This is a genomic window from Streptomyces sp. NPDC020898, from assembly GCF_044333925.1.
Classification (GTDB): domain Bacteria; phylum Actinomycetota; class Actinomycetes; order Streptomycetales; family Streptomycetaceae; genus Streptomyces.
In genome coordinates, this window is record NZ_JBIRRV010000018.1 from 111,046 (window position 1) to 135,011 (window position 23,966).

The window sequence follows — 23,966 nt, forward strand, 5'->3', positions numbered from 1 at the left end:
CGCAACCTCGCGCGTAGCCCACAAAAACGGGATGGGAGGGTAGGGGCGACGGGGGTGGGCCACTCCCCTTGGCCCGCCGCCCGGTTCCAGGGCACTGAAACCGTCGTGAAACCGCGCTGAATGCGGCCTGCCGCAATCTCCTCGGCATGACAACGACGACATCGCACTCACCCGCCATCGTGGCCAAGGGGCTGCGCAAGGCCTACGGGGACAAGACGGTCCTCGACGGCATCGACCTGACGGTCCCGGCCGGCACCGTCTTCGCCCTCCTCGGCCCGAACGGCGCCGGCAAGACCACCGCCGTCAAGATCCTCTCCACGCTCATCACCGCCGACGCCGGCGACCTGCACGTCGGCGGCCACGACCTGGCCGCCGAACCGCAGGCCGTGCGGGCCGCGATCGGCGTCACCGGGCAGTTCTCGGCCGTGGACGGGCTGATCACCGGCGAGGAGAACATGCTCCTCATGGCGGACCTGCACCACCTGTCCCGCTCCGAGGGCCGCCGTACCACCGCCGAACTCCTCGAACGCTTCGACCTCACCGAGGCCGCGAAGAAGCCCGCCACCACCTACTCCGGCGGCATGAAGCGGCGCCTGGACATCGCCATGACGCTGGTCGGCAATCCGCGGATCATCTTCCTCGACGAGCCGACCACCGGCCTCGACCCGCGCAGCCGCCACAACATGTGGGGCATCATCCGCGGGCTCGTCTCCGACGGGGTGACGGTCTTCCTCACCACCCAGTACCTGGAGGAGGCCGACGAACTCGCCGACCGCATCGCGGTGTTGAACGACGGGAAGATCGCCGCCGAGGGCACCGCCGAGGAACTCAAGCGGCTCATCCCGGGCGGTCACGTCCGGCTCCGCTTCACCGACCCGGTCGCCTACCAGTCGGCCTCCGTCGCCCTGCGCGAGGCCACCCGCGACGACGAGTCGCTGTCCCTGACCATCCCCAGCGACGGCAGCCAGCGCGAACTGCGCTCGATCCTCGACTGGCTGGACTCGGCCGGCGTCGAGGCGGACGAACTGACCGTCCACACCCCCGACCTCGACGACGTCTTCTTCGCCCTGACCGGCCCCACCGCCGGCCCGGCCACCATCCTCAACCAGGCAGCCCAGACCAAGGAGACCGTCCGATGAGCACTTTCTCTCTCGCCGTCCGCGACTCGAACACCATGCTGCGTCGCAACCTGCTCCACGCCCGGCGCTACCCGTCCATGACCCTGAACCTGCTGCTCACGCCGATCATGCTCCTGCTGCTCTTCGTCTACGTCTTCGGAGGCGTGATGAGTGCGGGCATCGGTGGCGGCGGCGCGGACCGCTCCGCCTACATCGCCTATCTCGTCCCGGGTCTCCTGATGATGACCATCGGCTCCACCGTGATCGGGGCCGCGGTGTCGGTCTCCATGGACATGACCGAGGGCCTCATCGCCCGCTTCCGCACGATGGCGGTCTACCGAGGGTCCGTACTCGTCGGACACGTCGTCGGCAGCGTGCTGCAGGTGCTCGCCAGTCTGGTCCTCGTCAGCGTCATCGCCGTGGCCATCGGCTTCCGGTCCACGGACGCCACGCCCCTGGAGTGGCTGGCCGCGTTCGGACTGATCGCGCTGTTCACCCTGGCGCTCACCTGGATCGCGGTCGGAATGGGCATGGCCAGCCCGAACCCCGAGGCGGCCAGCAACATGGCGACACCGCTGATCCTGCTCCCGCTCATCTCGTCCGCCTTCGTCCCCATCGACGCGATCCCGGGCTGGTTCCAGCCGATCGCCGAGTACCAGCCCTTCACCCCCGCCATCGAGACCCTGCGCGGACTCCTCCTCGGCACCGAGATCGGCAACAACGGCTGGATCGCCATCGGTTGGTGCCTGGTGCTGATCGCCCTCGGCTACCGCTGGTCGACGTCGCTGTTCAACCGCGACCCGAGGTAACCGCCATGACAGCGCGGGCCGCGTCCCGCAGCTCGTCCCGTCCCAGGGCGGCGTACTCCGACACCGCGTCGGAATACGCCGCCCTGGCCGTGTCCCCGGCGGCCCCGACCGCCTGCCGGGCGCGGTCCGCCGACATCGTCGGCTGGAACGAGCGCAGCACCCGCAGCCGTTCGGCCAGCGCGATCATCCGTACGGCGGCCGGGGCGTCGTCGCCGGACGCGAGCCCCGCCAGGCCGAGCGCGTGCAGCACCGTCCCGAACACCGGGAGCTCCATGGGCGTGCCGGACGGACCGGAGAGCAGGGTCTCCAACCCCTGCCGCAGCCGGTCGACCGGCTCCGCGACGAGCTCGAGACGGCCGGCGTGCGCGTGCGCAGTCACCGCCACCGACAGCATCTCCAGCACCCACCGGTCGAAGAAAGGGTCGCCGCCGGAGATCGAGCCGACCGCGGGCAGCGGCTGCACGGCGCTGCGCCACAGGCCGAGCCCCACCTCCGTCAGTCCGCGGGCGAGCGCGATCTCGGCGCGCCCGAGGACGTCCATGCTGTAGTCCTCCTGCTGCGTGGCGTCGGAGCCCTCCGCCTGCCGCAGCCAGTACTCGGCCTCGTCGGGGTCGCCGCGCTGGAGGCAGGCGAGGACGAGGCCCCAGCGGATGCCGATGAGGTCGTGATCGTCGCGGAGCCGCAGCAGCGCCTGGAGCGCCGCCTTGAGATGTCCGTACGCCTCCTCGCCCCGCTCCGTCTGCAGGCACAGCTCGCTCAGCCGGGAGTGGCCCATGACCTGGAGGAACGGGTTGTCGACCGGCCCCAGCGCGGCGATGATCCGCCGGGCCGAGGCGAGCGCGCGGTCGATGTCGTGCTCCGACTCCCAGACGTAGGTGGCGACGCACTCGGCGGTGCCGGCGAGCAGTGGCTGCTCGCTGTCGCAGAGCTTCCGCAGTACCTCGTAGTCGGGCGGCAGCATCTCGGGGACCGCGCTCAGCACCAGCGCGATGGCGCGCAACAGCGTGTCCGGCGGGGCCGGGGGCAGCCGCTTGAGGGTGACGAGCTGGCGTACGGCGGCCGGGCCGTACCCCATGAACACGTTCGCGGTGCACAACACCGCGGCGGCGCGGGCGACTTCGACGTGTTCGGGTGCGGGGTAGTAGTGCGACAGCGGCGGGCCGGTGTCCGCGGCGAGGGTGGTGAGTCGGGGGTAGTTGGAGGCGATGGACCACAGGGCGGCGAGGACGGCGGTGAGTGCGGCGGTGGTGGGGTTGTCCGTACGGGCCAGGGCGTGCCGCAGGGCCAGTACGAGGTTGTCCTGCTCGGCCCTGATCTGCTCCAGGTCGGTCAGCGGTTCCGAGCGGAAGAGCCAGTCGTGGTGCGTGACCCCGAAGTCCCGCGCCCAGCCGAGGAACCGCCCGACGGCCTCCTCGTCCTCGCCCGCCTCCGCCCGCCGGGCAGCACTGAACTCCCGTACGGTCTCCAGCATCCGGAACCGCACACCGGCCGGGGTCTCGGCAACGGTGAGCAGCGACTGGTCGGCCAACTGCTCCAGCAGGAACAGCGCGTCGGCGCCCAGCACCTTCTCCGCCGCCTCGCCCGAGAAGCCACCGGGAAAGACGGACAGCAGACGCAGCGCGGCCCTGGCCTCCTCGGCGAGCAGGTTCCAGCTCCAGTCCACGACCGCGTGCAGGGTGCGGTGGCGCTCCGGGGCGTCCCGCGCCCCGCCGCGCAGCAGCGCGAACCGGTCGCCGAGGCGGCGGGCGATCTCCGGCACCGACAGCACCCGTACCCGCGCCGCCGCCAGTTCCACGGCGAGCGGCAGCCCGTCGAGGTGCCGGCACAGCCCGTCCACCGCGTCCGACGGCAGCTCCACACCGGGCCGGGCCGCCCGCGCGCGCTGCGTGAACAGCTCGACGGAGGTGGCGAGTTGCAGCTCCGGCAGCGCGTACACGGCCTCCGACGTGAGACCCAGCGGGGCCCTGCTGGTGGCGAGCACCCGCAGGTCCTTCGACGACGACACCAGAGCCTGTACGAGGTCGGCGGCGCCGGCGACGACCTGCTCGCAGTTGTCGAGGACCAGCAGGGCGGGCCCGGAGCCGAGCACGCCGAGGATGCCGGGCACCGGGTCGTGGCTGCTCATGGCGCCGGGCCGCTTCTCGCCCGCGCCGAGCGCGGAGGCCACCTCCGTGGCCACGTCCGTGTCCGCGGTGACGCCGGCCAGCGGCACGAAATACACGACGCGCTGCTCGGCCCGGCGGCTCACGGCATGCGCGAGCCGGGTCTTGCCGAGCCCACCGGGACCGACGACGGTGACGGCGCGGGAGGCGCCCAGCAGCCGCTCCACCGCCGCGATGTCCCCGTCCCGCCCGAGCAGCGGGTTCGGCTCGTGCGGCACGCCGTGCCGGACCGCCGGCGCCTCGCCGCTCAGCAACTCCCGGTGTACGGCCTTGAGTTGGGCCCCCGGGTCGGTGCCGAGCGTCTCGCGCAGTCCTCGTCGATACGCCTCGTACCGCGTCAGCGCGGCGGACGGTCCCGCTGTCGCCGCCTCGCCGCGCAGCAGCTCGGCGAGCACCTCCTCGTCGCGCGGATGCTCCGACGCGGCCTCGCCCAGCGGCCCGGCGGCCTCCGCGTGCCGCCCCAGCCGGGCGAGTGCGAGCGCCCGCGCGCGGACGAGGGTGGAGCGGGCGGGGGCACGCTCGGCGCGCAACGCGGCCACGGGGTCGTCGCTGTCGCCGTCCGGGTCGGGGGTGCCCTCCCACAGGGCGAGCCCGGCCTCGGCGGCGGCCAGCGACCCGGCGGGGTCCCCGGCCCTGGCCCGGTCCGCGCTCGTGGCGGCGTGCAGCAGCAGGGCGGAGGTGTCGACGTCGTCCTCGGAGAGGGCGAGCCGGTATCCGGTCGGCGTGCTGGCGATGACGTCGGCACCGAGTTGCGTCCGCGCCCTGGACACCAGGACCTGCAGCGCCTTCCCCGGCCGCTCCGGCAACTCCTCCGGCCACAGCCCGGCCACCAGCCGCTCGGTACTGCACCCCGTGCGCAGGTCGCCGGCGAGCAGCGCGAGGAGGCCACGGAGGCGGGGTGCGGTGACTTCCTGTCCGCGGTAGGCGACGCGCGGGAGGAGGGTCAGGTCGGTGGGCATGCGTGCAGATTAGCCAAGGGGGCGGTTCGCTGCGCGCGGCGGTGAACTCCCGCTGCGGAGACGGCTGTAGGGGCTCCCCGCCTCCGGCTACCCGCGTCCGGTGAACAGGTCGACCAGGCTGTGGGGCGCGTTGTCCCCGTAGAGCACGTCGTGGAGCCGGTCGCCGTCGACGGCGGCTTCGGCACTGCGCGGGAACATGTCCCGTTCGTACGCGGTGAGGGCGGTCTCGATGTCGTCCGGGTGGGCGGCGATGAGCCGGGCGAGTTCGGCGCCGTCGTACATCGCGAGGTTGGCGCCCTCGCCGTTCGGGGTCGCGAGGTGGGCGGCGTCGCCGATCAGGGTCACCCCCGGGACCCGGTCCCACCGGTGCCCGACGGGCAGGGTGTGGAGGGGGCGTACGACCGGCGCGGTCTCGCCGTCGGTGATCAGTGCGGTGAGTTCCGGCGCCCAGCCGTCGAACTCCTCGGCGATCCGTGCCGTGGCAGCCACCGGGTCGGTGAAGTCGACGCCCGCGAACCACTCCTGCGGCTCGGTGAGCATCACGTACGTGTGCAGGGTGCCGCCGCTCTCCCGATGGGCCCCGAGCGCCTTCCCCGGCGCGAGCGCGAACAGCGCCCCGCCGCCGACCGTCTTCGCGTGGGCAGGGTGCCGGGTGTCGCTGTCGAACAGGTAGGTCTCGACGTACGACATGCCGGTGTACGCCGGTACCGCGTCGGAGAGCAGCGGCCGGACGCGGGACCAGGCGCCGTCCGCGCCGACCAGCAGGCCCGTGGTGAGCGCGGTGCCGTCGGCGAAGGTCACCTCGTGGCGGCCGTCGCCGAGGGTACGGGTACCGCTGACCTTGCGCCCCCACCTGACGGTGCCGGCCGGGAGCGAGTCGAGCAGCAGTTGCCGCAGGTCGCCGCGCTGCACCTCGGGGCGGCCTCCCGTACCGTCGTCGGCCTCTTCGAACAGGACGGTCCCGTCCCGGTCGAGGATCCGCGTCGCCTCGCGGCCTTCCAGGACGAGGCCGCGGAACTCGTCGAACAGGCCGGCCGCTTTGAGGGCGAGCTGGCCGTCGGGCTCGTGGATGTCGAGCATCCCGCCCTGCGGACGGGCGGTCGGGGAGGCATCGGCCTCGTAGACCGTCGCAGGGATCCCGTGGACGTGGAGGACGCGGGCGAGGGTGAGGCCGCCGAGTCCGGCGCCGATGATCGTGATGTCGGTGGGCATGGGGGCTCCGTAAGTTGGTGTCGGGCACCTCTGGAACGCCGTTCCAGTGCGATCGGTTGCCAGCCTGGAACGGCGTTCCATGGATGTCAAGATGGAACGGCGTTCCAGGCGTGTGTCAGGATGGCCGCATGGCTGAGAGCAGGGCGCGTCGTCGTCCGGAGCGACGAGAGGAACCGCTCTCCCGAGAGCGCATCGTCGAGGCGGCGATCGAACTTCTCGACGCGGAGGGCGAGGGCGGGCTCACGTTCCGCGCACTGGCCCGGCGCCTTGCCACGGGCCCCGGCGCGATCTACTGGCACGTCACAGGTAAGGACGAACTCCTCGGCGCCGCCACGGACGCCGTCGTCACCGGCACGATGACCGCCGCCGCTGAGGGCACAACTCCGCAGGAAGCGGTCCGTGCCCTCGCGGTCGGCGTGTTCGACGCGATCGACGCCCACCCGTGGATCGGCACGCAACTCGCCCGCGCGCCGGCCCAGTCGCCGCTGCTACGGGTCTTCGAGCACCTCGGGCGCCAGGTCCAGGCACTCGGGGTGCCCCACGCCGCCCAGTTCACCGCCGCGTCCGCCCTGCTGAACTACATCCTCGGCGTCGGCGGCCAGAACGCGGCCAACGCCCGCGACCACCAACCGGGCACGACCCGCACGGAGTTCCTGGGCGAGGTCTCGGCGTCCTGGGCGAACCTGGACCCCGACGAGTACGCGTTCACCCGGGGCGTCGCGGAGCAGCTACGGGATCACGATGACCGGGAGGAGTTCTTGGCGGGGATCGACCTGATCCTCGCCGGGATCACGGGGACCGCCGGGATCACCGGGATCGCTGCGCGGCCGTGAACTCCCGCCAGGCGGTGGGGGTGGGGGCGGAGTGTGGGGTGCTGGGGGTTTCGGGGGCGGTCGAAGGTGAGGCGGCGGATGTTCCCGCGGGCAACGGCCGTACGTGTGGATACCGCTGCAAGATCACCCAAACGTGATTTCTCAATCCTGAGACCCTACGTGTGTTGTAGTGTCGCAGAATGCTGTTCGCCACGCCTTCCCTCACCCCGGACGACCATCGTGTCGTCGACGAGATCGAGGCGCTCCGCTCCGAGTTCCGTCACCGGCTCGCTCAGCCCCGCCGCTGGGAGGGGCAGCTCCGCCGGTCGCTCACCGCGGCCGCCGTTCGAGGCTCGACCCATATCGAGGGCTACACGATCAGCTCCGAGGACGCCGAGACCCTGATCGCCGGCGGGGACGTCTCCCCCGAGACCGACGAGGCCACTCGTAACGCCGTCATCGGCTACCGCGACGCCCTCACCTACATCCAGCACGCCGCGGACTTCCGGATCTTCTCCTGGGACCACACCCTGCTCTCGGCGCTGCACTTCATGATGGCCAGGGGCGTCGACCGTGAGGTGCGCCCCGGCGAGTACCGCACCAGTGGCGTCTGGGTCTCCGGCGGCCGGGGTCGTCCGCCGGTCTACACCGCCCCGGACCCCGAGCAGGTACCCGCTCTCATGGACGAGCTGGTCCACTGGCTTGCCGAAGGTGACCTCGATGCCCCGGCTCTCGTACGCGCCTCCATGGCCCACTTCAACCTCGTCTCCATCCACCCCTGGCGCGACGGCAACGGCCGGATGTCCCGTGCCGTGCACACCCTCGTCCTGGCGCGCGAGGGCATCCTCGCCCCCGAGTTCTCCAGCATCGAGGAGTGGCTCGGCGCGGACGACTTCAACACCCTTGAGTACTACGGCGCCCTGCGCACCGTCCAACGCGGCTCCTGGCAGCCGGAGCGTGATGCCGCCTCCTGGATCAGGTTCTGCCTCACCGCCCACCACCTCCAGGCTCAGGAGGTGCAGCGCCGTTTCGAAGCGGCGTCCCGGATCTGGTTCCGCCTGGAGCGCCTCGCCGAGCAGCACCGGCTCGGCGAACGCACCGTCTCCGCCCTGTACGCCGCCACCGAAGGGCACCTGCGGCGGACCACTTACCAGGCCGAGGAAGCCCTCACCCGCGATCAGGCCCTGGCGGACCTCCGTACCCTGCGCCGCCTGGACCTCATCGAGTCCGTCGGCCACGCCCGCACCCAGAGGTACATCGGAGGCACTGATCTCCGGAAGGTCCGCACCGAGGTGCATGCGGAGGTCCATGCCGATCTGTACCGCGAGCCTTACCGTCAGCCGTGAGGGGCGGATCTGATCGGCGCGTACCAGCCAGGGCGGTGCACGCGCGCGCCAAGCGCTCGTTGTGCTCGCCCCGCGAGGTTTCGAGTCCCGATCCGCGCCTCAGTGCTGCCCCGATTCACTGGGCGGCGGTGAACTCCCGCCAGGCGGTGGGGGAGAGGCGGAGTACGGGGGTTTCGGGGGAGCCGGAAGGCGACTTGGAGTCGCGGACGGCGACGACTCCGGGGGCGTTGCGGGCGACTTCGACGCACTCGCCGCTGCCGGTGCTGTAGCTGGACTTCACGAATCTGAAGTGGTCTATCAACGCATGTCCTCGCAGATGCTCTCGATCAGCCTGAGTGAGTCTTTGGGAGCCAGACTCAGTCTTGCCGTGCGGTCGAAGAACGAGCTGTACGTCGTACCGTCGGCCTCGTTCTCGACCCACACGGTAGCCGCGATGCTGTCGACGTGGACCACGTCCACCGCCTCGGCTTCCGTGAACGAGACGATGCTGAAGGAGCCGCCGATGCACGCGTGGCCACCGGCACGGAAGGGCAGTACCTGGACGCGTACGTTGGGGAGTTCGGCCACCTCGATGAGGTGCTGCAACTGGGCGCGCATGACGTCGGGGCCGCCGATCTGTTGATGCAGCACGCCTTCTCCGATGACCGCGTAGAACTGGAGCGGGTTGCTTTCCGACAGGCGAGCTTGGCGTTTTTGCCGAACATCGACAACACCCTCGATCTCGTCGGGGTCCTGCCACAGCCCCTCGCTTACGACAACCCCCCTGGTGTACTCGGGGGTTTGCAACAGGCCGGGGATCAGGGACTGCTGCCACGCGCGGATCTCGGAGGCGGCGTTTTCCATGGCGATGTACTCGGAGATCCCCTTGGCCTGCGGGACGTGTTGCCACCAGCCTTTTGTCTTGCGGCGCTCGCGGTCGAGCTTGGCGAGGGCAAGAAGTCGGCTGAGCGTTTTCGGGTCCTCCACGCCGTAGTACTCGGACAGCGCCCGGATGTCGATGTCACGCATCGGCACCAAGCCCTGCTCCATCTTCACGATCTTCGAGTTGGTCGCGTCAAGAACGCTGGCGGCTTGCTGCTGGGTCTTGCCGGTGGCGTCACGGAGGCGCAGCAACTCCCCACCGAGGCGGCGGCCCAGGACAGTTGACGCTCGGTTACCTGATGGTGCGGATCGGTTCACGGGATCAGTTTCGCGCCTCGGAGGGCATGCCGTCACACGATGGAGCCAATTGGCTTCAAGTTGCTTGTGCTCAAGCCTAATGGCTCGCTACGTTCGGTGCTCGACCGATCACTCATCGGCGACCCCGCGCACTCGGAGGTGCATCCCCATGTCCGACCCCCTCCTCCAAGAAGACCGCCTCGACTACACCCCCGTCGCCCGCAGCGTCCCCCTCGCCCGCACGCGCGTCGCCCGCCTCGTCGCTGAGTGGGGGCACCCGGCGCTGGCTGGGGACGCCGCTCTCGTCGTCAGCGAGTTGATGACCAACGCCCTGCTGCACGGGAGCATCCAGGGGCGACTCATCCGCGTACGTCTCACCGCCACGGTCGCCGCCCTGCGCGTCGAGGTCAGCGACCCGCGTGCCGAGCGGGTGCCGTGTCCGCGTGAGGTGACCGACGAGGACCAGTTCGGGCGGGGGCTGCTGCTGGTCGGGGCGCTGGCCGAGCAGTGGGGCGTGGGGCCACGGGACGGGGTGGGGAAAACGGTCTGGGCGGAGTGGGGGCTCGCTGCCACCCCGTGCGAGGCCGTTCCACTCATCGGAGCCAAGAAGTGACGGGAATGGCGTTAGCGTGGGCCTGTGCCGGAACGCGGCTCGACGAGTGGAAGGGGCGGCCGATGACCATGCCGTACGCGGACGGGGACGGTCCGCTCATTCCCCGGCCCGAGCTGACGCTGCCCGACCTGCGGCAGGCCGTGGCCACGGTTGTGCCGTCCCGACTGCCCGAGTTCTTCGAGGACCTGCAGAAGGCCTTCGTGCGCGCCGGGGACGAGGACAGCGTCGTACCCATCCGGATGTTCTACCGGCAGTGGGGCGTCGTCGTGGAGATCGAGAGACACCCGGAGACCGCGCGCCGGCTGCACGTCGCCGAGCAGGCGATCAGCAGCGCCGACCCCGCCGTACGAGAGCGGGCGATCCAGGAAGCCGGCGAGATCGTACAGGCGGCCCATCGTGAGGTCGCCGGTGGCTGACTGGCACTGGGAGCTGTTCCAGGACGACCTGCTGGACGGACTCCCGGAGGTGGCACGCGCCGAGACCGATCGGCTGGCCAACGAGATCGCCGTACGCGAGTCCATGGTTTTTCTGGAGGGAGCCGCCTATACCGGGCCGGGGCCCGGGACGCGGACCGAGAGCCGGGGGCTGCTCATGCTCACGTATCTGACGGACATCCGCGGTGAGCGGATCGTGGTCGTGCAGGTGGGCTGGTTCGGCTGATCTCGGCAAGGGCCGCGTCTGAAGGACAGTTGACGAGTGGCCGCAGGACAGTGACTCGATCGTGATCGTGTGGAAGTCCCGCGACGTGAGTGTTGGTACGTGGCGACGCGGGCCTGACAGGATCGCCTCGTGATCAAAGCCTCGGTGACTATGCGCGAGCTCGTGATCGGTGACTGCCACGCTGTACATGCCTTCGCCGGTCTGCCGGAGGCTTGCCGCTACCAGGCGTGGGGGCCGAACACCGAGGAGCAGACGCGAGACTTCGTCCAAGGCGCGGTGGATGCCCGGTTGCGGTCCCCGCAGGCGAGATTCGTGTATGCGGTCTGCCTCGACGGTGAACTCGTCGGTGTCGGCGAGCTGAAGGTTCGTAGTGTGGCCCACCGTCAGGGTGAGATCTCCTATCTCGTGCATCCTCGGGTGTGGGGTCGAGGCGTGGGCACGGCCATCGGCAGGGAACTTCTCGGCATCGGGTTCGAGCGGATAGGACTCCACCGGATCTATGCGACCTGCGATCCTCGCAACGTCGCGTCGGCCCGGGTGTTGGGCAAGCTCGGCATGGCCCACGAGGGCCGGCACCGGCACACCGCGCTGATCCGGGACGGCTGGCGCGACTCCGAGGTCTTCAGCATCCTCGACGAGGAATGGGCGCAGCGGCCCGGGCCTGAATGACCGTGCGGGATCTCGACGGAACCCCTGGGTGCGCTGATCACCGAGTCGGCCGTGTACGGAGTCTCACCCTCCACGATCGACGGGCGGTCGGAGAAGTGCGCCCGTCGCTGGCGACCCTCAGTTTCGCAATAAGTCCAGATATAATAACTGCACCTATACAACTTCGGGGATGACGGAGCGTCTACTTGCGCTCGGCCAGTGCCCCGAGATGGTGTTCCTTGAGCAACGGCCCATACGCGCCCCGCAACGCCCGCCGTGAAGTCGGACGGGCGTGCGGGTAGCCCCAGCGGGCGGCGAGAAAATGGAGCAGCCTCCCCATCAGTCCCGGCGGATCAGTTCCGGGTCGATACGGCGGCCCACCAGGGGCAGTGAGCCCACCGCGGCCGTCGCCACCACTCCCGCTGTGGCGAGTGCCAGCAGGGGAATGCCTGCCAGGTCCCAGCGGATGGCGCCGCCGCCGGTGATCAGGTAGCTGGACTCCGCGAGTTTGCCCGTCACCAGGGCCAGGATCAGGCCGAGGCTCAGCGGCAGCACGACCTGGGCGCACTGTACGGCCCTCAGGGTTCTCGCCCGTGCGCCGATCAGGGTGACGGCGGTGACCTGCGCACGGCGCTCGACGGCCCGGTCGGTGACGGACACGAGGAAGGCGGCCACCCCGATGACCAGGCCCATGATCATGCCCAGGGCCATGAGGGTCTCGACCACGGAGATCTGTTCGAGGCCCTGGACGTTCAGCCCGACGAGTTCGATCTCGGCGATCGGGACGACGGCGGCGATGCCGTCGAGGACACTGCGTACCTGGCCGGGGTCCGAGCTGCTGGTGAGGAGGAGCTGCGCGTCGCGAGGGCTCGCCTCGGCGGGCATTGCGGATGGTGGGACCAGCAGCACGGCGCTGCTGACGATTGCGGAGCCCGAGTACCCGCTGTAGACGATCCGATCGGAGGGAAAGGTGATGTTCAGGTTCTTGTCCCTGCCTCCGTCGAAGCGGAGACGGAAGCTGAACGATGTGCCGGGTTCCAGGTTGGATCCGAGGCTTGAGTCGGAGTCGTCCAGTCGCATCACCCTGCCGTCCACACAGCCCTCGGAGTGGCGGGTCATACGCTGCAACTGGGCGCAGGTGGCGACCAGGGCCGTGGCCGAGGAAGCGAGGGCCGCCTCGGGCTGGTCCGCGTTGAGGTCGACCCACGAGTCCATCATGACGGCGTGCGCGCGTACCCCTGACACGTCGGCGAGCTCCCGCTGTTGCTGCGTGCCGAGTCCCGACAGCGGGAGGGAGTAGTCCTGCACGGGACCGGACGGACGGGTGACCTGCTCCAGCTGGATAAGGACGCCCTGGGCGAGCGAGGCGGCGTAGACGAGGAGCACAAGGCCGGTGACCACCCGCATCGTGCTGCCCGGCTCCGCCTCGTTGCGCCGCATCGCCAGGTTGAGTGTCAGGGACTGGGTGGACCTCGCCAGTCGGCCGGCCAGAAGGTACGAGAGCAGTGGCAGGGTCAGTACGAGTCCGACGCCGGTCAGTACGACTCCGGCGACCACGAGCAGCGCGTTCGGGCCGTCACTCGAGGCGGGGCGCCCCATCAGGCCCGTTGCGCAGTAGCCGCACACGATGCCCAGGCCGGCCACCAGCAGAAGACCGCCCCACTTGGAAGGCGGTCGCGGTACCGCCGTACGCCGTACCGCCAGTGGGTTGGCGGCCGCGTCTCGCACGCTCCTGCGGCCGACGAACCAGGCGAGGGCGGGGCAGCCAATCAGGCAGACGGCGACGGTGGTCGCGGACAGGGCGCCGTCGCCCGGGTACCACCTCAGGCCGGGCAGGCCGGCTCGTGACATCACCTGGTTCAGGAGCCAGTACTCGCCGAGTCCCAGCACCGCGCCGAGCAGAGCCGCGACGACGGTCTCGGCGGCGTTCACGCGCTGGGTGCCCTTGATGCTCAGGCCCAGCAGCCGCAGTGCCGCGAGGCGGCGCATACGGCTGGCGGCGGAGAGACGGGCGCAGACCGACAGGAAGATTCCCAGGGGCAGCAGGACCAGTGTGGCCAGGGCGAACCGTACGTCGGTGAGTGTGGACGGGTCGACGGCCGGGAAAGGGGCGTAGCTGTAACCGAACCCCTTCAGGGTCCGCCCCTCGTCGGCGATCCGGGATCGATCGGTTCCGACGTAGGCGTAGAGCTCGTCGGGATGAGCGAGTCCGGCGGGGCGGATCACGCCCGCCTCGCGACCCGGCAGCAGGGCCTTGACGGCAGGTGCCTCACGCAGCAGGTCGTGCACGCGGGGCGACACGAACACCTCACCGGGGGCGGGGAGTTCACTCAGTCCGGGCGGAGCGGACTGCGGTCCCTGGGCTCCCCGGGCGACGAACACCCGGGTGAACGACTTGGCACCGTAGGCGTCGTTGCGCTGCAGGACCAGGGTGCCGTCCGCGGGCCCCTGGGCGGAGGTGATGGGCTGCCGGGCGGCGGCACGGCCGTCGTGCGCGTCGAGGATCGCCGGGACGGTGAGGACGAGGGCGAGGCAGCAGACCCCGATGGAACCGCCGACGGCCATCAAGTAGAAGCGGATGCGGTTGCCGCGCCCCGCGCCGAACAGCAGGCGCAGACCGAGCTGGAATTCCCTCACACCGCACCCCGTGAGCTCAGGACTCCGTCAGTCATCGTGTAGTGGGTGTCGGCCTGTGCGGCGACGGCGAGGTCGTGCGTCACCAGGATGACGGCCGTACTCTGCGACCGGGCCAGGTCGAGGAACTCCTTGAGCACGGCGGAGGCGTTGGCGCTGTCGAGCGACCCGGTCGGCTCGTCCGCGAAGACGATCGCGGGCCGGTGCACCAGGGAACGCGCGACCGCGACGCGCTGGCTCTGCCCGCCGGAGACCTGTCCGGGGCGGCGCTCACGCAGTTCACCGAGTCCGAGGCGTTCGAGCACCTCGCCGGCTGCCGCGAGTGCGGGACCTTTGCGCTGTCCGGCCAGCCGCAGGGGCAGGGCGGTGTTCTCCTCGACCGTGAGTTCCGGCAGCAACTCGCCGTACTGGAAGACGAATCCGAAGCGTTCCCGGCGGAGCGTGCTGATCTCGTCGTCGGTGAGGTTGCCGAGCACCCGTCCTTCGAACCGCACCTGACCGCGCGTGGCGGGCAGGACGCCCGCGAGACAGTAGAGCAGTGAGGACTTGCCGGAGCCGCTTTGTCCGGTGATCGCCACGACCTCCCCGGGGGAAACGGAGAGGTGGGCGTCACGGACGGCCTTCTGATTGCCGTAGGAGAGGTCAACTCCCGTGGCAACAAGGGTTTCTGACATGCTGTTGGCTTCCCCCAAAGAAGCGTGCGGGCCCAGGAGGACATCCTGGGCCCGCGGTCTTGCCGGAGTGGGCGACTACTTCTGGTAGTGCTTGGTCGCCGAGCAGTTGTCAGGGTTCAGTGAGCCCTTGTCACGGCAGACGCGTATGTACGCGTCGTCGGTGTACTGGGCGGCACCGTCCCAGTTCAGCTTGTCGAAGAAGACGGAGGTCTTCTGCTTGCCGTTGTAGCGGCTCCAGTCGTAGCCCTCGACCCGCACCTGCATGTAGACGTTGTGCCCGTCACCGTCGCTGGTGTCGTTGAGGTTGCCCTTCCACTCGAAGGCGCCGTGGTTCTGACCCGAGGGCCAGAACGCGTACTGACCACCCGTGAAGGATGCGCCCCCCGTGTCGAGCTTCGGAATGGTGTGCCACGAGACCGCCATCGCGCTCCCGGCGCTCAGGGCGAAGATCCCGCCGGCGAGCACGCCAACTGCCAACTTGCGCATTATTTCTCCCGTTTTTTGTCTCACCCTGGTTGGTCGTTGTGCTTCCAGGGCCGCGGATGAACGTAACAGGAGCAACGAAAGGTGAACCCGGGATTAACTCGGGAGATGTCACGGTTTGGACGGTTTTCGAAAAGGATCTTTACTTGTCCATGACACTTCTCGTTCCGGAAGGCACCCGATGCCCGGTTCGTGATCGAGCGGATCCACGGGCAACTCCACTGTCGGGACATGGCGTTGATCCGCTGTCCTCCACGGCGCGAGTTCCGGACGCTGGGATCGGTGTTGGTCGCCGAGTCTGCTTCGTCAGTGGTCGGCTGGCCCCCTCTGACCTGGCGACAAGGCCGGCAACGAGACCGCCGGCGGACGCACGGTTGCGACCGCGCGGACGACGAGACGTGGACGGACCACAGCCAGCTGTCCGGCATCACCCAGGGCGGGTACGAACTACGACCTTGGTGCATGCGGGAACCGGCAACTCCGAGCGTACGAAGCTGCGTGTCGGGGCTGGTCGGGCGTGGCTGGTGTGACGATCCGGCCATTCGTGTTGCGTGAGCGGACGGCCGTGGATCGTGGACGACGGCCTTTGGGTGCGGTCAAGCCGCTACTGCGGCTGAGCGCCGCGTGATGTGCATCGGGCAGGACGTCCGGGTGAACAAGACTTGGGCCCCCGACAACGAAATCATGAAAGAGCTGATCGGACGGCATCCGGGACCGTAACCCGCTCTGGGACCCTCTCTCCCCGCGCAGCGATCAGCGGTCCCAGCAGCTGCGTGCCCGGCCCCACTTGCCCGCCGGGACCGGGCAGTTGCGTCGTGTCGGCTACCGTGAGCGGTTTCCGGCAGGCGTCGCAGGCCACGACCGGCGTGGCCAGATGCCCGCAGGCGTCGTGGCGGATCTGGGCGGGCGGCCCCGCGGGCCCCGCGTACCACTTGTCGCCCCAGGCCATCAGCGCCAGCAGGACGGGGTAGAGCTCCCGTCCCTTCTCTGTGGCCACGTACTCCTCGCGCGGCGGGCTGCCCTGGTACCGCTCGCGCGTCAGTACGCCCTCCTCGACCAGCCGGGCCAGCCGCGCGGCGAGGACCTTGCGGGACAGGCCGAGGTCCTGCGCCAGCTCGTCGAAGCGGCGGAGGCCGAGGAGGACGTCGCGCATGATCAGGGCCGTCCAGGCGTCGCCGAACAGGTCGGTCGCGCGGGCGATCGAGCACGCGACGCCGGAGAGAGGGGTACGGGTCACGCTCCCATCGTATGACCGATGGGTTCCCTAAGGGAACTCGTCGATGTTAGGTTTCCTCAGGGAACCTGACCTGGAGCGTCGAGGGAGCCTGGCATGCCCACCGCCCCGCACATTGAACTCGACTCGGCCGGGCCCGGGGCCGTCGACGGCCGCCACATCCGGGCCCTGACCTTCCAGTCCGTACGGCTGGAGTACCTGCGGCACGTGCTGTCGGAGCTGAGCCCGGCGGCGGTCGGTGGCCGGGCGCTCGTCGTCGGAAGTGGGCGCGGCCTTCTGGCCCGCGGCCTCGCCCGACTCGGGTTCGAGGTCGTCGCCGCCGATCCGTCCCCCGCCGCGACGGCCCTCGCGCTGGACGCGGACGACGGGCTGGGCATCACCTACCTGACGACACCCGCGGAGGAACTCGACCTGCCGGACGGCTCCTTCGACCTCGTGTACTGCGCCGACACCCTCGAGATCACCGAACAGCCGGACGCGGTCCTCGCACAGGCGGCGCGCGTGCTGCGCCCCGGCGGGGCCTTCGTCTACGACACGGTGAACCGCACCCCGGTGTCCCGCCTCATCTACCTCGGCGCCTTCCAGGCCTTCCCGGGCACACGGATCATGCCCCGCGGCCGCTACGCCGCACACCGGCTGCGCCGCCCGGCGGAGCTCGCCGAGGCCCTCGACCGGGCGGGGCTGTCCGCAAGGGACGTCTCGGCGTTCAGGCCGCGCGACGTACGCAGCCTGGTGCGCGCGACGCGCGGGCGCCGGCGTGGCACGCTGACCGACGAGCAGCTGCCGGAACTGGTCGACATGGTGCTCGAACCGGAAGGCAGCCCGGTGGTGACGTATCTGGGGCACGCGGTCCACCGGACATGAGCCACGCTCCCGGGCATCCCGGGCGCACCCCAAAATGGCGTCGGCAGTTTTGTGCCCAGCCGGCCTTGCTATGAGGCCGGAACGCGGTGACGAATCGGCTTTCTTCAGGCGTCGCCAGCAGATGAGGCTGCAGGCCAACGAGGAGAAGGCGTTGTGGAGTTCGAGGCGACGCTCCCAGCGCACGGCCAGGCGCTTGAACTGGTGGAGCAGGGCGAAGGTCTGCTCGACGACATAGCGGAGTTTGCCCAGGCCCTTGATGCCGGGGACGCCCTTGCGGGATATCACCGGCAGGATCCGGCGGCGTCGCAGTTCCCGTCACACTGCCCGGGAGCTCGAAGACTCCAGCCTTCTGCCAGCGGCCCAGGCGTCGCCAGCAGGTCTGTCCGGAGCCGAACCCCAGCTCCAGGGGCAGGAGTTGCCACGCGACGTCCTGGTACAGGACGTACAGGATGCCCTGCAGGCACAGCCGGTCCGGCACCGGCTTCGGCCCCGGTGAACGTTCCGGCCAGGGCGGCAGCAATTCCCGTGGCCGCGCAGGTCGACGCGCAGCACGCGGAAGTGCTCGTGCAGGCAGACAGGGTCCCAGAAGCTTCGGTTCTCGGTGATGCCGTGGACTGCCACGAGTAGCGGGCCTGAGCCCTTGAGGTCGTGGGCCAGCTGATTGTCGGGTGCCATGGTCACTCTCGGTCGCGATGTGGGCTCGGTCTACGGCGCCGTCGTGCCGCCCACCGTCGGCGTGGTCCCGGTCGGGCTTGCCGTCGGCACGATCGCCGCCGGAGTCGGCGCTGCCGAAGCCGCAGTCGAGGGTGCCGGCGTCTGGGCGCTCTGGGCGCCGGACGTGGCGTCGGGCGCCTGGCTCGCGCCCTCGGTGTCGGACCCCTCGGTGGGTTCCGCGGCGGGGGCGGACGCTTCGCTGGGGTCGCTGGTGGCGGGGTCGGACGGGCGCGGGGTGAAGGGCGCCTGTGAGGGGGTGCCGGGGGGTGTCGTCGCCGGGCTCGTCGGGACGGGCGGGGCCATCGGGACCGTCGGGGAGCGGGGGCTCTGGGCCGACGTCAGGTTGAGGGGGAGGGCGATGAGCGCGGCGACGGCGCAGACCATGCCCACTCCGGCCGCCGTACGGACTCGGCGGCGGCGGGTCGCGGTGCGGCGGAGCTCGTCGAAGCGGCCCGGGGGTGCGCCCAGGTAGGCGGGGGAGGGCGCGAGCAGGACGAGGAGGGGGTCGTCGGGGTCGTGGTCGGGGGCTGTCGGGTCGAATGCCGGGTCTTCGGCGTCGTCAAACCGTGTGGTCAAGGCTTTTCCTCAAGTGGGCGCGGAGCAGTTCACGGGCCGTGTGGAGGTCGGCCTTGACGGTTCCTTCCTTGCGACCGGTCAGCGCCGACACGTCCCGGATGGGCATGTCGGCGTAGTAGTGGAGGAGGATCGGGACGCGCAGTCGTTCCGGCAGCGACTGGACCAGCATGCGGATGGACGGGTCCGACGGCTCGGCGTGGGGGCGTAGGGCTGCCTCCGTCGTCACGTGGCGCATGGCCTTGCGCTCGCGTTCCATCTTGCGCCAGTGGTCGCGGACTATGTTGGCCGCCGTCACGTAGAGGAAACCGCGCGGCTCCTCGACCGACGTCCAGCGGGCCCACAGGCGGGTGAACGCCTCCGAGGCGATCTCGTGGGCCGTCTCGTCGTCGTCGACAAGACGGCGGCACCAGCCGGCCAGGCGCGGGTAGAGGGCGGCGAACAGCTCGGACGCTGCCTTGTCGCGGGACCGTTTCAACGCTCTCCATGGTGCCGTTGCCACGGATGTGGCACTCGTGGGGGAGGACGACGGGCCGGCGGCGTACGTTCCGGCGGCCCGCCATCCTTTTTGTTCGAGCACGTTCACGTACGGACGTTCATGGGCTCGTCGACGAGGTCAGCGCGGCGAAGACGATCACGTTGTCGAGGTAGCCGCTCGCGTCCTTCGGGCCGCCGCACGTGATGAGCCGAAGCTCCGGGCGGCTCACGTTCCCGTAGACGTCGTCCGCCGGGAACTCGGCCTTGGCCACCGTCCGTACGGAGGTGACCGCGAACTCCGTCTCCGTGCCGTTCTCCAGGCGCGCCAGGATCTTCTCGCCCCGGCGCAGCCGCGGGAGTTCGTGGAAGACGCCGTCCCCGAACGCGCCGACCGAGACATGGCCGAGGATCACCGACGGGCCGGTCTGACCCGGCGTCGGCGACTGCTCGTACCAGCCGGCCTGGTCGTGATCGGTGATCGGCGGCACCTGCAGGGTGCGGTCGGGCTCCAGCCCGAGCCGCATGACCGGGGTGTCGACCCCGATGACCGGGATCCGGAGCCGGACGGGGGCCGAACGGCCCACCGCCCGGGCGGAGTTCGCGGACGTCTGGTCACCGGAGGTCGAGCGGGGCGCGGTGCCGCCGGGACTCGCGGTCCCTGTAACCCGTACGCCCTCGCCGCCGGAGGAACAGCCCACGAGCAGTGAGGCCGCGGCAGCCGTGGCTCCCGTACCGAACGCGCGCCTGGAGAGCACGGTCACGCGCCGGTCGTCCGCCGGCGGCGTACGACGAGCACCGTGGCGCCGGCCACGGCGAACGCGGCGGCGGCGCCCCCGCCGATCAGCGTCCCCGGAGTTCCGGAGTCCGTCGAGGTCTGCGTCACGCCGGTGTTGGGGGCGCCCTCAGGAACCTCGGCGACCTGGGACGGGGACTGGTCGGGAACGGTGGAGGCGGCGTCCTCGGGAACCGGGGTGGCTTCCTCGGCCTGGCCCGGGCTCGGGGCCAGGGTCGGCTCCTGGGGCGCCTCGCTCGGCTCCGGGGTGGCCTCGGTGGGCGCGGTGCTGGGGACCGGGGTCGGGGTGGTGCCGTCGGCGAACGCGGGCGCGGTGCCCGCGAGTACGGCGGTGGCCGCGAGTGCCACGGCGCTGAGGACGGTACGGCGCACGGTACGGCGCATGGAATCGCTCTCTTTCGTCGGTCCGCCCGGAAGTGGAGCCCGTGGTCGGGCCCTTGGTCGGGCCGGTCGGGCTGAGTGGCGGATCGAGCGGAGAGACGAGCCGGAGGCCGAGTGGGTTGTAAAGAGATGGCAAAGTCGTTGGAGGGGCCTACTCGGCCTCGGCCCGTTCCTTCCGGTCCCTCAGGTCCCTCAGGTCCCTCAGGTTCATGAGGAACGGGATCAGCGCCGCGTTGACCTCGGCCGGCCGTTCCTGCTGTGTCCAGTGGCCGCAGCCCTCCAGCACCACCGGTGCCCGCCGCAGGCTGGGCATCAACTCCGGGAGCTGCTCGATGAGTTGGGACGTGCCCGGAAACGCCGCCACCAGGTCCTTGTCGCCGTACACGTACAGCGCGGGCGGGCTGACCACCGCTCCGTGCCAGGCCGCCGTCAGTTCCCAGTTGCGGTCGATGTTGCGGTACCAGTTGAGGGCGCCGGTGAAGCTGCCCGCGAAGCTCTCGGTGAGCGAGTCGAGGTCCGCCTCCGTGAGCCAGGCCGGGAGTTGCCCGGGGTCGGGCATCGTCTCCAGCCAGCCCTGGCCGGGCTCGACCAGCGGCTGCCTGCCGGTGCCCGCCTCGGGGCCGTCGCCGGAGGCGGCGTACAGCGCCTTGCGGAGGGTGGTGCGCGGGTCGCGGGCCAGTTCGGCGTCGGCGACCCCGGGGAGGTTGAAGTAGTTCCAGTAGAAACGGCCGCCGAACATCGCCTCCATCACGCTCAGCGGGCGGCGGTCGCCCCGGAACGGCGGCGGCACGCTCAGGCCCGCCACGCCCCGTACGACATCCGGCCGCAGCAGCGCCGTGTGCCAGGCCACCGGCGCGCCCCAGTCATGGCCGACGACGTACGCGCTCTCCTCGCCGAGTGCGTGGATCAGCCCGACCACGTCTCCGACCAGGTGCAGGATGCTGTACGAGGACACGTCCTCGGGGCGGTCGCTGCCGCCGTATCCACGCTGGTCGGGGGCGACGACCCGGAAACCGGCGGCGGCCAGCGGGCCGAACTGGTGGCGCCAGGAGTGCCAGGACTCGGGGAAGCCGTGCAGCAGCACGACCAGCGGGCCCTCGCCCGCCTCCGCGATGTGCAGGCGGATGCCGTTCACGTCCACCATGCGGTGCTCGACCACTGCGCGGTTCTCCAAGCGGTTCTCAACCATGATGCAAAGGGTATGCGTTGCTATCGCAACCGGAAGTCCGGGGTCCTGGCGGCGAACAGTTCCGCCTGCCGGTCCCCCGGGAGGTTGCCGAGGCGGACCAGGTGCGGGGCGTAGGCGAGGGCGTGCGCGCGGGCCGCCTCCTTCGCCGCCCACACCGCCCGGACCGTGCCCTGCACCCCCTCCGGCGGATACGACGCGATGACCCGGGCGCACTCCACGGCGGCCGCCAACGACCCACCCGGCTCCGTCACTTCACTGACCAGGCCGATTTCGAGGGCCCGCGCCGCAGAGACCCGTTCGGCGGTCCCCATCAGCGCCATCCGCGCGATCTCGCCGTAGGGCATCCGCTGCGCCATGCCCATCGTCTCGTACGCGCTGACCATGCCGTACGTGGTGTGCGGGTCGAAGAAGGTCGCGGTCGGGTCGGCGACGAGGAACTCCGACTCCGCGAGGAGGTAGAAGGCGCCGCCGCAGGCCATACCGTTCACTGCGGCGATCACCGGCTTCCAGAGGTCGTTCGCCTTCGGGCCGATGTGGTCGAGCGGATCGTCCACCATGTAGGGGGAGTTGGGCTGGGGGACGGTCGCGGTGCGGTCGAGGCCCGTACAGAAGGCGCGCTCTCCGGCTCCGGTGAGGACCACCGCCCGTACGGTGTCGTCGAAACGCAACTCCCGCCAGGTCGCCGCCAGTTCGGATGCCGTGGCGAGGTCGATCGCGTTGAGCTTGGCGGGGCGGTCGAGGGTGACGACGGCGACCCCGGTGTCCTTGTCGGTCGACAGGTTCAGACTCACGGGCGCTCCAGGATCCACTGCGGCAACCCGGTGGAGCTGAAGACGACCTGTACGCGTGCGCCGATGCGAATCCGGTCCGGGGAAAGGGAGTTGAGGGGCGCGTCGGGGCCCGTGACCAGGTTCCCGACGAGCCGGATGCGCGGTGCCTCCGCCAGTTCGACGACGATCACGTTGTACGGGGCCAGCTCGGCGTAGTCCGGGAGGAGCGGCGGGTGCGGGACGACGTACGACCAGATGCGTCCGCGTCCGCTGACCGCGCGCCACTCGCTCTCGAAGGACTGGCAGTGCGGGCAGCAGGGGCGGGGCGGGAAGCGGGGTTCGGCGCAGTCGGCGCAGGTCTGGACGCGGAGTTCGCCCTGGGCGGCGTACTCCCAGAAGGGGGCGCCGTCGTCGTCCACGACTGGTGTCAGCATCTCTCAGCTCCTCAAGTCCGCAACAACAGGGCCGAAGTGGGGACGCCCTCGCCGGCCGTGACCAGGCAGGTGGACGCCCCCGGGACCTGGGCGGTGCTGGTACCGCGCAGTTGCCGTACGCCCTCGGTGATCAGGTTGAAGCCGTGGACGTACGCCTCGCTGAGGCCGCCCCCGCCGGTGTTGAGCGGCAGCCGGCCGCCGATCTCCAGGGCGCCCCCCTCGGTGAAGGCGCCGCCCTCGCCGCGTCCGCAGAAGCCGTAGCCCTCCAGGGAGAGCGGGATGAGCGGGGTGAACGCGTCGTAGATCTGGGCGACCTGGACGTCGTCGGGGGTGAAGTCGGCGTGTTTCCACAGGTGCCGGGCGGCTGTCCACGCCGGGCCGGTCAGGGGGTCGTCGTTCCAGTAGTTGACCATGCCGTGGTGCTGGGTGGGCAGGCCCTGGGCGGCGGAGTGGATGTAGACGGGGGCGCGGCGGCAGTCACGGGCGCGCTCGGCGGACACGATCACGCAGGCCAACGCCCCGTCCGTCTCCAGGCAGTTGTCGAAGAGGCAGAGGGGTTCGCTGATCCAGCGGGAGGTCATGTACATCTCGCGGGTGAGCGGGCGGTCGTACATGATCGCGGCCGGGTTCTGGTTCGCTCGGTTGCGGCAGGCGAGGGCCACGTTGAAGAGGTGGTCGCGGGTCGTGCCGTACTCGTGCATGTGGCGGCGCGTGAGCATCGCGATCTCGTCGGAGGGCCTCAGGAGCCCGAAGGGGCGCGTCCACTGGGCGGGGGTGGGGAGTTGGGCACCGGTGTTCTTCCAGGGGCGGGGCCCGGAGCCCCTCTTCCTCGATCTCCAGGCGACGCCGACCGTGGCCTGGCCGCCGGCTATGGCGGCGGCGAGATGGGCGACGGTGGCGCAGGAACCGCCGCCGCCGTAGCCGACCTTGGAAAAGAAGGTGAGGTCGCCGAGGCCGAGTGCCTTGGCGACCTCGACCTCGTCGGTCTCCTCCATCGTGTAGGAGGCGAGGGCGTCGACCTCGGCGGGGGCGATACCCGCGTCGTCGAGGGCGGCGAGGATCGCCCGGCAGGCCAAGGTGCGTTCGTTGTCGGGGAGTTGGCGGGCGAAGGGGGTCTGTCCGATCCCGGCTATGGCGGTGGCGTCCTTGATGCCGGCGCTGACTGCTGTACGTGCCCTACCTGCCATGACTGCACACACCTCCGTGCGACTGTCCGGCTGCTGACAGGGCGTCAGGTTACAGCTAATCT

26 protein-coding genes and 1 pseudogene are annotated in these 23,966 nt (G+C 70.5%); 9 read left to right on the forward strand and 18 right to left on the reverse strand.

Features of this window, described 5'->3' with window-relative positions; all coding sequences use genetic code 11:
• The first annotated feature begins 146 nt into the window (after window positions 1-146).
• A complete protein-coding gene (locus tag ACH4TV_RS39085) occupies window positions 147-1,139 on the forward strand; it encodes an ATP-binding cassette domain-containing protein (RefSeq protein WP_398406088.1) in 993 nt (330 codons plus the stop codon).
• Window positions 1,136-1,927 carry an ABC transporter permease gene (locus ACH4TV_RS39090; protein ID WP_398406089.1) on the forward strand — a complete coding sequence of 264 codons (792 nt, stop codon included), beginning with the start codon at window positions 1,136-1,138 and terminating at the stop codon, window positions 1,925-1,927. The genes ACH4TV_RS39085 and ACH4TV_RS39090 overlap by 4 nt, the downstream gene beginning before the upstream one ends.
• Here ACH4TV_RS39090 and ACH4TV_RS39095 read toward each other — a convergent pair.
• A complete protein-coding gene (locus tag ACH4TV_RS39095) occupies window positions 1,908-5,048 on the reverse strand; it encodes an ATP-binding protein (protein WP_398406090.1) in 3,141 nt (1,046 codons plus the stop codon). The genes ACH4TV_RS39090 and ACH4TV_RS39095 overlap by 20 nt on opposite strands.
• Window positions 5,049-5,135: 87 nt before the next feature.
• On the reverse strand, window positions 5,136-6,260 hold the full coding sequence (locus ACH4TV_RS39100; protein WP_398406091.1) for an FAD-dependent oxidoreductase: 1,125 nt from the start codon (window positions 6,258-6,260) through the stop codon (window positions 5,136-5,138).
• 128 nt (window positions 6,261-6,388) lie between these two features.
• On the opposite strand from ACH4TV_RS39100, the gene ACH4TV_RS39105 reads away from it, so the two are divergent.
• Entirely contained in the window at window positions 6,389-7,093 is a 705-nt protein-coding gene (locus ACH4TV_RS39105; protein ID WP_398406092.1) for a TetR/AcrR family transcriptional regulator, read from the forward strand.
• A 179-nt stretch (window positions 7,094-7,272) separates the two neighbouring features.
• A complete protein-coding gene (locus ACH4TV_RS39110) occupies window positions 7,273-8,418 on the forward strand; it encodes a Fic family protein (protein WP_398406093.1) in 1,146 nt (381 codons plus the stop codon).
• Between the two features lie 115 nt (window positions 8,419-8,533).
• Here the strand turns inward: ACH4TV_RS39110 and ACH4TV_RS39115 are convergent, their stop codons facing one another.
• Both ACH4TV_RS39115 and ACH4TV_RS39120 read right to left on the reverse strand, forming a co-directional pair.
• Window positions 8,534-8,698, reverse strand: a complete 165-nt coding sequence (locus ACH4TV_RS39115; protein ID WP_398406094.1) for a DUF397 domain-containing protein — start codon at window positions 8,696-8,698, stop codon at window positions 8,534-8,536.
• Window positions 8,699-8,715: 17 nt separating this feature from the next.
• Window positions 8,716-9,597, reverse strand: a complete 882-nt coding sequence (locus ACH4TV_RS39120) for a helix-turn-helix domain-containing protein (protein ID WP_398406095.1) — start codon at window positions 9,595-9,597, stop codon at window positions 8,716-8,718.
• 148 nt (window positions 9,598-9,745) lie between these two features.
• Here ACH4TV_RS39120 and ACH4TV_RS39125 point away from each other — a divergent pair, with 148 nt between their 5' ends.
• The 4 genes from ACH4TV_RS39125 (at window position 9,746) to ACH4TV_RS39140 (ending at window position 11,518) form a co-directional block, all read left to right on the forward strand.
• Entirely contained in the window at window positions 9,746-10,189 is a 444-nt protein-coding gene (locus ACH4TV_RS39125; protein WP_398406096.1) for an ATP-binding protein, read from the forward strand.
• Between the two features lie 62 nt (window positions 10,190-10,251).
• A complete protein-coding gene (locus tag ACH4TV_RS39130) occupies window positions 10,252-10,605 on the forward strand; it encodes a hypothetical protein (protein ID WP_398406097.1) in 354 nt (117 codons plus the stop codon).
• Window positions 10,598-10,849 carry a hypothetical protein gene (locus tag ACH4TV_RS39135; RefSeq protein ID WP_398406098.1) on the forward strand — a complete coding sequence of 84 codons (252 nt, stop codon included), beginning with the start codon at window positions 10,598-10,600 and terminating at the stop codon, window positions 10,847-10,849. The genes ACH4TV_RS39130 and ACH4TV_RS39135 overlap by 8 nt, the downstream gene beginning before the upstream one ends.
• 129 nt (window positions 10,850-10,978) lie before the next feature.
• A complete protein-coding gene (locus ACH4TV_RS39140) occupies window positions 10,979-11,518 on the forward strand; it encodes a GNAT family N-acetyltransferase (protein WP_398406099.1) in 540 nt (179 codons plus the stop codon).
• Between the two features lie 181 nt (window positions 11,519-11,699).
• Here ACH4TV_RS39140 and ACH4TV_RS39145 read toward each other — a convergent pair whose 3' ends face one another.
• From ACH4TV_RS39145 to ACH4TV_RS39165, 5 genes are all read right to left on the reverse strand, one after another.
• On the reverse strand, window positions 11,700-11,837 hold the full coding sequence (locus ACH4TV_RS39145; RefSeq protein ID WP_398406100.1) for a hypothetical protein: 138 nt from the start codon (window positions 11,835-11,837) through the stop codon (window positions 11,700-11,702).
• Window positions 11,837-14,134 (reverse strand): ABC transporter permease, encoded by a 2,298-nt coding sequence (locus ACH4TV_RS39150; protein WP_398406101.1) that lies wholly within the window; start codon window positions 14,132-14,134, stop codon window positions 11,837-11,839. The genes ACH4TV_RS39145 and ACH4TV_RS39150 overlap by 1 nt, the downstream gene beginning before the upstream one ends.
• Complete coding sequence (locus ACH4TV_RS39155; protein WP_398406102.1) at window positions 14,131-14,805, reverse strand: ABC transporter ATP-binding protein; 675 nt, start codon at window positions 14,803-14,805, stop codon at window positions 14,131-14,133. The genes ACH4TV_RS39150 and ACH4TV_RS39155 overlap by 4 nt, the downstream gene beginning before the upstream one ends.
• Before the next feature lie 75 nt (window positions 14,806-14,880).
• Window positions 14,881-15,291, reverse strand: a complete 411-nt coding sequence (locus tag ACH4TV_RS39160; protein ID WP_398406103.1) for a hypothetical protein — start codon at window positions 15,289-15,291, stop codon at window positions 14,881-14,883.
• 679 nt (window positions 15,292-15,970) lie between these two features.
• Window positions 15,971-16,525 carry a winged helix-turn-helix transcriptional regulator gene (locus ACH4TV_RS39165; RefSeq protein WP_398406104.1) on the reverse strand — a complete coding sequence of 185 codons (555 nt, stop codon included), beginning with the start codon at window positions 16,523-16,525 and terminating at the stop codon, window positions 15,971-15,973.
• 93 nt (window positions 16,526-16,618) lie between these two features.
• Between ACH4TV_RS39165 and ACH4TV_RS39170 the strand changes: the two genes are divergently transcribed.
• Window positions 16,619-17,386, forward strand: coding sequence for a class I SAM-dependent methyltransferase (locus ACH4TV_RS39170; protein ID WP_398406105.1), 768 nt, complete (start codon window positions 16,619-16,621; stop codon window positions 17,384-17,386).
• 87 nt (window positions 17,387-17,473) lie between these two features.
• On the opposite strand, the pseudogene ACH4TV_RS39175 reads toward ACH4TV_RS39170, so the two are convergent.
• From ACH4TV_RS39175 to ACH4TV_RS39215, 9 genes and pseudogenes are all read right to left on the reverse strand, one after another.
• Window positions 17,474-17,906 (reverse strand): annotated as a pseudogene (locus tag ACH4TV_RS39175) (transposase); the annotation flags it as partial.
• A gap of 185 nt (window positions 17,907-18,091) precedes the next feature.
• Complete coding sequence (locus tag ACH4TV_RS39180) at window positions 18,092-18,676, reverse strand: hypothetical protein (protein WP_398406106.1); 585 nt, start codon at window positions 18,674-18,676, stop codon at window positions 18,092-18,094.
• Window positions 18,660-19,151 carry an RNA polymerase sigma factor gene (locus ACH4TV_RS39185; RefSeq protein WP_398406107.1) on the reverse strand — a complete coding sequence of 164 codons (492 nt, stop codon included), beginning with the start codon at window positions 19,149-19,151 and terminating at the stop codon, window positions 18,660-18,662. The genes ACH4TV_RS39180 and ACH4TV_RS39185 overlap by 17 nt, the downstream gene beginning before the upstream one ends.
• A 118-nt stretch (window positions 19,152-19,269) precedes the next feature.
• Entirely contained in the window at window positions 19,270-19,911 is a 642-nt protein-coding gene (locus ACH4TV_RS39190; RefSeq protein ID WP_398406108.1) for a class F sortase, read from the reverse strand.
• Window positions 19,908-20,315, reverse strand: a complete 408-nt coding sequence (locus ACH4TV_RS39195) for a sortase-dependent protein (protein WP_398406157.1) — start codon at window positions 20,313-20,315, stop codon at window positions 19,908-19,910. The genes ACH4TV_RS39190 and ACH4TV_RS39195 overlap by 4 nt, the downstream gene beginning before the upstream one ends.
• A 160-nt stretch (window positions 20,316-20,475) precedes the next feature.
• On the reverse strand, window positions 20,476-21,468 hold the full coding sequence (locus ACH4TV_RS39200) for an alpha/beta fold hydrolase (protein ID WP_398406158.1): 993 nt from the start codon (window positions 21,466-21,468) through the stop codon (window positions 20,476-20,478).
• Window positions 21,469-21,533: 65 nt separating this feature from the next.
• Window positions 21,534-22,304 (reverse strand): enoyl-CoA hydratase/isomerase family protein, encoded by a 771-nt coding sequence (locus tag ACH4TV_RS39205; RefSeq protein WP_398406109.1) that lies wholly within the window; start codon window positions 22,302-22,304, stop codon window positions 21,534-21,536.
• Complete coding sequence (locus tag ACH4TV_RS39210) at window positions 22,301-22,717, reverse strand: Zn-ribbon domain-containing OB-fold protein (protein WP_398406110.1); 417 nt, start codon at window positions 22,715-22,717, stop codon at window positions 22,301-22,303. The genes ACH4TV_RS39205 and ACH4TV_RS39210 overlap by 4 nt, the downstream gene beginning before the upstream one ends.
• Before the next feature lie 11 nt (window positions 22,718-22,728).
• Complete coding sequence (locus ACH4TV_RS39215; RefSeq protein WP_398406111.1) at window positions 22,729-23,904, reverse strand: lipid-transfer protein; 1,176 nt, start codon at window positions 23,902-23,904, stop codon at window positions 22,729-22,731.
• Window positions 23,905-23,966: the final 62 nt, after the last annotated feature.

Bases quoted from the DNA above. Each gene is read 5' to 3' on its own strand.
- ACH4TV_RS39085 (WP_398406088.1), top strand. From the start codon at position 147: ATGACAACGACGACATCGCACTCACCCGCCATCGTGGCCAAGGGGCTG.
- ACH4TV_RS39090 (WP_398406089.1), top strand. From the start codon at position 1,136: ATGAGCACTTTCTCTCTCGCCGTCCGCGACTCGAACACCATGCTGCGT.
- ACH4TV_RS39095 (WP_398406090.1), bottom strand. From the start codon at position 5,048: ATGCCCACCGACCTGACCCTCCTCCCGCGCGTCGCCTACCGCGGACAG.
- ACH4TV_RS39100 (WP_398406091.1), bottom strand. From the start codon at position 6,260: ATGCCCACCGACATCACGATCATCGGCGCCGGACTCGGCGGCCTCACC.
- ACH4TV_RS39105 (WP_398406092.1), top strand. From the start codon at position 6,389: ATGGCTGAGAGCAGGGCGCGTCGTCGTCCGGAGCGACGAGAGGAACCG.
- ACH4TV_RS39110 (WP_398406093.1), top strand. From the start codon at position 7,273: ATGCTGTTCGCCACGCCTTCCCTCACCCCGGACGACCATCGTGTCGTC.
- ACH4TV_RS39125 (WP_398406096.1), top strand. From the start codon at position 9,746: ATGTCCGACCCCCTCCTCCAAGAAGACCGCCTCGACTACACCCCCGTC.
- ACH4TV_RS39130 (WP_398406097.1), top strand. From the start codon at position 10,252: ATGACCATGCCGTACGCGGACGGGGACGGTCCGCTCATTCCCCGGCCC.
- ACH4TV_RS39145 (WP_398406100.1), bottom strand. From the start codon at position 11,837: ATGGGGAGGCTGCTCCATTTTCTCGCCGCCCGCTGGGGCTACCCGCAC.
- ACH4TV_RS39155 (WP_398406102.1), bottom strand. From the start codon at position 14,805: ATGTCAGAAACCCTTGTTGCCACGGGAGTTGACCTCTCCTACGGCAAT.
- ACH4TV_RS39160 (WP_398406103.1), bottom strand. From the start codon at position 15,291: ATGCGCAAGTTGGCAGTTGGCGTGCTCGCCGGCGGGATCTTCGCCCTG.
- ACH4TV_RS39170 (WP_398406105.1), top strand. From the start codon at position 16,619: ATGCCCACCGCCCCGCACATTGAACTCGACTCGGCCGGGCCCGGGGCC.
- ACH4TV_RS39200 (WP_398406158.1), bottom strand. From the start codon at position 21,468: ATGGTGGACGTGAACGGCATCCGCCTGCACATCGCGGAGGCGGGCGAG.
- ACH4TV_RS39210 (WP_398406110.1), bottom strand. From the start codon at position 22,717: ATGCTGACACCAGTCGTGGACGACGACGGCGCCCCCTTCTGGGAGTAC.
- ACH4TV_RS39215 (WP_398406111.1), bottom strand. From the start codon at position 23,904: ATGGCAGGTAGGGCACGTACAGCAGTCAGCGCCGGCATCAAGGACGCC.